This is a genomic window from Phaeobacter sp. B1627, assembly GCF_006265095.1.
Taxonomy (GTDB): domain Bacteria; phylum Pseudomonadota; class Alphaproteobacteria; order Rhodobacterales; family Rhodobacteraceae; genus Epibacterium.
In genome coordinates this window covers 79,349-86,950 of record NZ_VCNK01000011.1, presented here as the reverse complement: position 1 = coordinate 86,950, position 7,602 = coordinate 79,349, and the positions used below count along the sequence as shown (strand labels likewise).

Annotated in this window: 7 protein-coding genes and 3 pseudogenes; 8 read left to right on the top strand and 2 right to left on the bottom strand. The window is 60.2% G+C overall.

What is annotated here, in order from left to right; all coding sequences use genetic code 11:
* Positions 1–186, top strand: a pseudogene (locus tag FGE21_RS20325) (transposase); the annotation flags it as partial.
* Complete coding sequence (locus FGE21_RS20320) at positions 178–306, top strand: hypothetical protein (protein WP_255731408.1); 129 nt, start codon at positions 178–180, stop codon at positions 304–306. The pseudogene FGE21_RS20325 and the gene FGE21_RS20320, both read left to right, overlap by 9 nt.
* Here FGE21_RS20320 and FGE21_RS20315 read toward each other — a convergent pair.
* A pseudogene (locus FGE21_RS20315) lies at positions 262–844 on the bottom strand (transposase); the annotation flags it as partial. The gene FGE21_RS20320 and the pseudogene FGE21_RS20315 overlap by 45 nt on opposite strands.
* A gap of 112 nt (positions 845–956) precedes the next feature.
* A pseudogene (locus FGE21_RS20605) lies at positions 957–1,268 on the bottom strand (SDR family oxidoreductase); the annotation flags it as partial.
* 308 nt (positions 1,269–1,576) lie between these two features.
* Here FGE21_RS20605 and FGE21_RS06990 point away from each other — a divergent pair.
* From FGE21_RS06990 to FGE21_RS06965, 6 genes are all read left to right on the top strand, one after another.
* Entirely contained in the window at positions 1,577–2,248 is a 672-nt protein-coding gene (locus FGE21_RS06990) for a Crp/Fnr family transcriptional regulator (protein ID WP_139662577.1), read from the top strand.
* A 90-nt stretch (positions 2,249–2,338) separates the two neighbouring features.
* Entirely contained in the window at positions 2,339–2,557 is a 219-nt protein-coding gene (locus FGE21_RS06985) for a DUF2892 domain-containing protein (RefSeq protein WP_139662576.1), read from the top strand.
* Between the two features lie 143 nt (positions 2,558–2,700).
* Positions 2,701–3,582, top strand: coding sequence for an MBL fold metallo-hydrolase (locus tag FGE21_RS06980; protein WP_139662575.1), 882 nt, complete (start codon positions 2,701–2,703; stop codon positions 3,580–3,582).
* A gap of 98 nt (positions 3,583–3,680) precedes the next feature.
* Positions 3,681–5,405 (top strand): SulP family inorganic anion transporter, encoded by a 1,725-nt coding sequence (locus FGE21_RS06975; RefSeq protein WP_139662574.1) that lies wholly within the window; start codon positions 3,681–3,683, stop codon positions 5,403–5,405.
* Positions 5,406–5,702: 297 nt separating this feature from the next.
* Positions 5,703–5,888, top strand: coding sequence for a hypothetical protein (locus FGE21_RS06970; RefSeq protein WP_139662573.1), 186 nt, complete (start codon positions 5,703–5,705; stop codon positions 5,886–5,888).
* Positions 5,885–7,366 (top strand): sodium:solute symporter, encoded by a 1,482-nt coding sequence (locus FGE21_RS06965; RefSeq protein ID WP_139662572.1) that lies wholly within the window; start codon positions 5,885–5,887, stop codon positions 7,364–7,366. The genes FGE21_RS06970 and FGE21_RS06965 overlap by 4 nt, the downstream gene beginning before the upstream one ends.
* Positions 7,367–7,602: the final 236 nt, after the last annotated feature.

Below are 7,602 nucleotides of genomic sequence, written 5' to 3'. Positions count from 1 at the left end.
CTGGCTATGAGTCCTGACCCTAGTTCACGAGGTGGGCTGACTGCAGAACCCTTGCCAGGCCTACAAGGGCCACCTCCCGCAACATTCCGGAGTGGCCGGGATTTCGCGGCATGGGTGGGGCTCGTTCCGCGCCAGCATTCGACGGGTGGCAAGTCGCGCCTCGGAAGGGTGTCGAAGATGGGCGATGAATTCAGTTGGCCCCTGCCCGAGGCGGCAGGCATCATGGGTGAGGTGCTGGCCGACCTTGCCGACAGCGGGCCTGAGGATGGGCGCCTCGCCCACTGTGCCTGTTGTGACCTCGCCTGATGTGACTTCGAGGGCCCGAACCTCCATCGGGTCCTCGTCAATCCCCAAGTGCATTTTGCGCCAAATGCGGCGTTTGGAGCCGCCATGCTTGGCGTTTGTCGGACAAACAGTTCCCCGGACCGTTTGCTAACCCTCCTCACTCCACACGCCTTCGCCCTCGGCTTTGATGGCTGTGCTATCGATCGGGAAGGTCGGCGGACCGGTGCCGCCACGATACGGCAGCTCCACGTTCAGCATTGTCTGGCGGCGGCACAGCCTGCTGCAATCGGGCACTGTCCGGTCCAGTCCGACCAGCCGCGGAAGGCTCTCGACGAAACCAGTCGTCTGCCTCAGAGGCTTGCAGAGCAGGACTTTGATGGTCAGAGAGGTCAGGACCGCCGCATCGCTGAACTGCTGTTTTCGACCACGCTTGCCGGTCAGCGGGGGCCGCCATGTGATCCCGGGATCGAACCAAATCGTCAAAGATCCACGCTGCTTCAGCGCAGCATTGCAAGTCGACCAGCTCGTGGTTCTGCACTGTTTGGGCCCAACTGCTCATGTCCCCCTGCGATCATTCTGGGTGCATGCAACAAAGCCCAGCAAACCGCACGGTCGACGCCGCCCACCTGCCCCATTTGGCTGGAAATATGGATAAAGGATCCGGGCTTGCCTGCAGCGATCATATCTCTGACGGGACAGGCAAACAGAGAATAGGTGGATCGCAGACTGAGATCCAGTACGGCATCAAAACTTTCGGGGGACGCCGCCACCGTAGGACTGTGACGGGCTCCTCCTGCCGAATTCACGACAATATCGAACGCCCCATCACCCAGAACGCTGTCATGGGCCCTCAAGTCGGTCTGATCGCGAACCCGCGATTCTGCGGCATATCCGCTCCGAACCATCGCGGTCACACTGTTCTCCAACCGGACCGTATCACAGGCAGCACAGAGAATATGCGCACCCGCCGCCGCCAATGCCACGGCACAGCCCGATACCGGAAGAGGCCCGGGTCACCAATGCGCGCTTTGCCGGAGAGTTCGAAAAAGCCGAGCCCCACCGCCCCAAAAACACAAAAGGTATCCGCCCCGCAGCGGCGGACGTGATTTTCTTCCGAGTTCGTAAACCTCACTCAAAGACCACCGCCATGATCCCGCCCCGAGAGCATTTCATCTTTTCAAAATACCTCGGGGAAGGCCATAGGCCGGGGGCAGCGCCCCATTTGCGACATTTGCCTATTGTTCCTATGATCCGTCTTGGCCCGGGCCCTCTCCACAAAGGACGATCAGACATGAATGAAGCTACAGACTGGGTCGAACGTTTTCCAGGATTGTCGCATCTGGATGTCTCGACGAAAGGCTGGCTGCTGGAGCAAAGCAAGGTGGTCCGCATCCCCAAAGGCGCCACCGTTTTCGGTCCGGGCAATTCGCCGGAAAACATGCTGTTTCTTCTGGATGGCACCATCCGGGTTCAGCAAGTTTCCGATACCGGGCATGAAATTGTTCTGTACCGAATTCACGCCGGGGAAAGCTGCGTTCTGACCACCGCTTGCCTGCTCGCATACGAGGACTACTCCGCAGAAGGTGTTTCAGAAACCGAAGTCTCTGCCGCCGCTGTTCCACGCGCTCTCTTTGACATGTTGGTGGCGCAATCCAAACCCTTCCGCGATTTTGTGTTTGCCGCGTTTTCCAAACGGATCACCGATCTCTTCCTGATGATCGACGAAGTTGCCTTTCAGCGCATGGACGTGCGCCTGGCAAACCGGCTGATCGACCTGTCTGCCGGGCGCGACGAATTGGATGCAACGCACCAGAAACTCTCCGTCGAACTGGGCACCGCACGTGAGGTGATCTCGCGGCAACTACAGGAATTCCAGCGTCGCGGGTGGATCCGGCAGGCACGAGGATGCATCCACATTCTTGATCGCGACAAACTGCAGAAATTGGCGGATCATGACGCGTAGCCGAAAATCTGAAACTTGGTGACATTGTCACCGTAGAGCCGGGCCTGGCGGTGCTACTCATTGGGTGGATGTGCGACAGGAGGCTGAAACATGATCAGAAATATGGGACCACTCGACCGGTTGGCCCGGACAGTATTGGGGCTGATCTTGCTGGCAGCTCCGTATCTCAGCGGTCTGGCGCCGCTGGAGAGCCGCATTGCGACAATTTTCCTGGTGGCGGCAGGTTTGGTGATGCTGCTCACCGCCGCCTTGGGGAGCTGCCCACTCTACCGCATCCTTGGTCTGAAGACATGCAAAGCCTGCGACTGAAGGCCATTGCGCAAGTCGAAAACCAGAAAACCCGCTTCCCGTTGCGGCATCGCGTTTGACAGGGATCATTTCTGCAGAAAAATTTCTGTCTACACTGTCGAGGTGCAACGGCTCGCGTATCTGACCCAAAGGAGGATCACACTATGACCTACCCGGTAAACCTGGATGTCAAACCCGAGGTCTCGGCTCATTTTGACGAGGCGACGAATACCATCAGCTATATCGTCAAGGATCCGGGCAGCGATCATTGCTCGATTATCGACAGCGTCATGGACATCGACTATGCCGCTGGGCGCATCACCTATGATCATGCGGATGCGCTGATCGCCGAGGTCAAGGACCGCGGTCTGACTGTTGACTGGATCATCGAAACCCATGTGCATGCCGACCACCTGAGTGCTGCGCCCTATCTGCAAGAGGCGCTCGGTGGCAAGATCGGCGTCGGCGAAAAAATCATGGTGGTGCAGGAGACCTTTGGCAAAATCTTCAACGAAGGCACCGAATTCCAACGCGACGGATCGCAGTTCGACGCGCTGTTCAAGGACGGGGACACCTATCGGGTGGGCGGGATGCAGGGGTTTGCCATGTACACGCCCGGTCATACACCCGCCTGCATGGTCCATGTGATGGGAAATGCAGCCTTCGTGGGCGACACTTTGTTCATGCCCGACGGCGGTTCTGCCCGCGCCGATTTCCCGGGCGGCGATGCGGGGCAGCTCTATGACAGCATCCAAAAGGTTCTGAGCCTGCCGGACGAAATGCGCCTCTTCATGTGCCACGACTATGGCCCCAACGACCGCGCCATCCAGTGGGAGACCACGGTCGCCGAGGAAAAGGCGCACAACATTCACGTGGGTGGCAGCAAGACGCGCGAAGAGTTTATCAAGTTTCGCACCGAGCGCGATGCGCAACTGGCGATGCCCAAGCTCATCATCCCGTCGCTGCAGGTCAATATGCGCGCGGGTGAGGTGCCAAAGGACAAGGATGGCAAGCCGATGCTCAAGGTCCCCGTGAACGGGATCTGAATGCCCGGACGGTCAATCAAAACGAAGCCCGGATCCCCGCTTGGCCTCGCCCTTTGTCCCGCCCCCATGTTGAGTTGCGATAGAATCGAGCGCCGTACATGAAGAGTTTCCTGCCGATCCTGAGTTGGGGACGGAGCTACGACCGCTCCGCGTTGTCCAACGATCTGATGGCGGCGGTGATCGTGACGATCATGCTGATCCCGCAATCGCTGGCCTATGCGCTTCTGGCCGGCTTGCCGGCAGAGGCCGGGCTTTATGCGTCGATTGTGCCGATCCTGCTCTATACGGTGTTTGGCACCAGCAACGCGCTGGCAGTGGGCCCGGTCGCCGTGGTCTCATTGATGACAGCGGCCGCGCTCAGCACAATCGCGGAGCAAGGCACCATGGGCTATGGTGTTGCGGCCTTGTCTCTGGCGGGATTGTCCGGCGTGATGTTGCTGGCGATGGGCCTGTTTCGTCTCGGCTTTGTGGCCAACTTCCTCTCCCATCCGGTGATCGCGGGTTTCATTACAGCATCGGGCCTGATTATCGCCACCAGCCAGCTGAAACACGTCTTCGGTATCGACGCGCAAGGGCACAACCTGCTGGAGCTGATGCTTTCTTTGGCTGAACACGCACGGCAGACGAACTGGATCACGGCGGTGATTGGTGTGGCGGCCACCGCTTTCCTGTTTTGGGTGCGCTCCGGGCTGAAACCGCTCCTGCAGCGGATCGGTGTCGCCGGGGCAGTCGCAAACGTGATGGTCAAGACCGGCCCCGTTGCAGTTGTCGTCGCCACCACGCTCGTGGTCTGGGGCTTCGGCCTGGCGGATCACGGGGTCGCCATCGTCGGAGCGGTTCCGCAAAGCCTGCCGCCCTTTACCCTGCCGGATCTGTCCCCGGAATTGCTCGGTCAGTTGCTGATCCCGGCCTTCCTGATCTCGATCATTGGCTTTGTGGAATCGATTTCTGTTGCCCAGACATTGGCCGCCAAGAAACGCCAGCGCATCGACCCCGATCAGGAGCTGATCGGACTGGGGGCCGCCAACCTCGGAGCCGCATTCACCGGGGGGTTTCCGGTGACCGGCGGGTTTTCCCGGTCCGTCGTCAATTTCGACGCGGGGGCACAGACCCCGGCAGCCGGGGCCTTTACCGCAGTTGGTCTCGCCATTTCAGCCCTCGCGCTCACACCGCTGATCTATTTCCTGCCAAAGGCGACTCTGGCGGCGACCATCATTGTGGCAGTGCTGAGCCTTGTTGATTTTTCAATTCTGAAGCGCAGTTGGGGCTATTCCAAAGCTGACTTTGCCGCGGTGCTGGCCACCATTGTCGTGACGCTCGGGCTTGGCGTCGAGGCAGGCGTATCGGCGGGCGTTGGAATATCGATCCTGCTGCATCTCTACGCCACATCCAAACCGCATATCGCGGAGGTCGGTCAGATGCCCGGCACCGAGCATTTCCGCAATATCCTGCGTCACGATGTGATCACCGATCCTGCGATCGTGACCCTGCGGGTTGATGAGAGCCTGTATTTTGCCAATGCCCGCTATCTGGAAGATGTAGTGCAAAAGCGGGTGGCTCGCGATCCGGCTATCCGCCATGTGATCCTCCAGTGTTCGGCCGTCAATGACATCGACCTCAGCGCGCTGGAGTCCCTTGAGGCCATCAATCAAAGGCTGTGGGAAATGGGCGTGACGCTGCACCTCTCTGAGGTCAAGGGCCCGGTGATGGACCGGCTGCAGGATCAACATTTCCTGGAGGCGATGACCGGACGCGTGTTCCTGTCGCAATATGAGGCAACGCAAGCGATCGCGCTGCAGACAGCATCCCGGCGCAAAGCGTGACAGATGTCACCGCAACAGGTTGATATGGTTTAGGAGAGACGCGCGCTTTGGCCTGCCGGTGCGGCGAGGAATCCGCCCCGCGAGTATGGTGGTGGATGTCGCCGCAGGCGTCCCGGGCACAGAAAACACCCGACCACCGCCGATATCTGAGCCTGGCTCGACAGCCCCGGCCAACCTGTGGCACTAGAAGATGCGGCACACCCGCCCCTCAGACATCCGCATATTACACCAAAACAACAAGCGGTGCAGAGGCACCCTCTCACTCAAACCCAACGATCCGACGGGAGCGAATTTTCAATGCTACGAACTGTATCCCTCTGGCTGGTGGGGCTGGTCGTTCTGGCCTGCTACGCTGTGCCCTACGGCTTTCTTGGCGATACGCCGAGCTGGACCGGAGCCTTTCTTTTCTGGACCCTTGCAGGGCTTGCGATCATCGTATTGAACGCACTTGCGACCGCCTCTTTCTCGGAGGACGAAGAATGAGTCCGTCGTACATCTGGTGGGGGATCGCCGCCTATGTGGTCGTCTCCATTGCCGTCGCGCTGCTGTCGCGCGCGGGCAAATCCACGACGATGACCGATTATTTCCTCGGTGGCCGCAGCATGGGTGGCGTGGTCTCGGCGCTGAGCTATTCCGCCACCACCTATTCCGCCTTCATGATGGTCGGGCTTGCGGGTCTGACCTACAAGGGTGGCGTCGGCGCGCTGGGCTTTGAAATCGTCTATTTCGCCGGTGTGTCGCTGGTCGCGATCTTCGGGCCCCGCTTTTGGGCGGTGGGCAAGAGATACGGCTTTGTCACCCCCTCCGAAATGCTCGGCGCGCGCTATGGCAGCCGCCATGTCGCGATTGCGGCGGCGGTGGTCAGCTGCATTTTCCTGATCCCCTATTGCGCAGTTCAGCTGTCCGGGATCGGATACCTGCTGTCCGGCATGTCCGGCGGCGCGATCCCCTTTGGCACCGGCCTGCTGATTGCAACGGCGCTGGCGATTTTCTTCTCCTATGCGGCGGGCATCCGTTCCGTGATGTGGACCGACAGCCTGCAGGCGCTGGTGATGATTTTGGCCTCGACCGCGGTCGCGGTGCTGGTGGTGAGCGAACTGGGCGGTTTCACCGGGCTGTTTGCCACCGTGGCAGAGCGCAAGCCGGAGATGCTGACCGTGCCCGGACCCGGACTGTTCAGCCTGCAGACCTTTATCGGGCTGACCATTCCATGGTTCTTCTTCTCAATCTCCAATCCACAGGTCAGCCAGCGTCTGTTCATGCCGAAATCCAAAGCGGACCTGCGCCGGATGCTGCTGATCTTCCTGTGCTTTGGCCTGATCTACACGCTGGTGTCGGTGATCTGGGGCTTTTCCGCCTTCGTCGCCTTCCCCGATCTGGAGCGCGCGGATCTTGCGACATCGGTTTTGCTTGCTTCGGATTTCGTCCCGCCTGTTCTTGGTGTGATCGTGATGGTCGGCATTCTGGCAGCTGCGGTTTCCACAATCGACTCCATCCTGCTGACCTTGTCGTCGATGGTGGCGCGGGATGTCTGGGGCAACGTTGGCGGCGACACATCCGACCACCGCCAACTGTGGATCGGCAAGCTGGTGATTCCGGTCATTTCGGTCCTCGCACTGGGATTTGCCGCGCTGGAGCTGAGCCTGATCTCCATCCTCTCCGTCGCAGCGTCAGCGGGCCTCGTGGTCACCGTTCCCGCCATCGTCGGCACCTTCTTCTGGAAGCGCGGCACAGCTGCGGGCGCCCTGACTTCTATCGCGGGCGGCGGTTTGTTTGTCATCGTGATGTACATGACCGGCAACAGGCTGTTTGGCTATAACGCAGGCATACTCGGCTTGCCGTTCGCCACCCTGCTGTTTGTCGGCATCAGCCTGCTGACCCGCCGCAGCACGGAGATCACAGAGGGCTTCGTCGCCTCTGGTGGATCCTCGGCTCCGTCGGGCGTCGTGAAACCTGGCTGAGCCTGCCCCCTGGGCCGCCCCACTCACGGCGCTTGAACCCCGCCTCCTGCACGCTCTTGGGTGCCGGGGGCACCGCTGTCTTGGCCGATGGCGCGAGGTGACCGGCGATGACATTGAACGGTGGATCCGGAATTTGGCGATGCGCCTGTGACAGGCGCCGCCCACAGCCCAGCAACCCATCATGGAATTGAGCGAAATCAAATGGGCTGCGCCGCAACCAACTACGCTGGGACGGA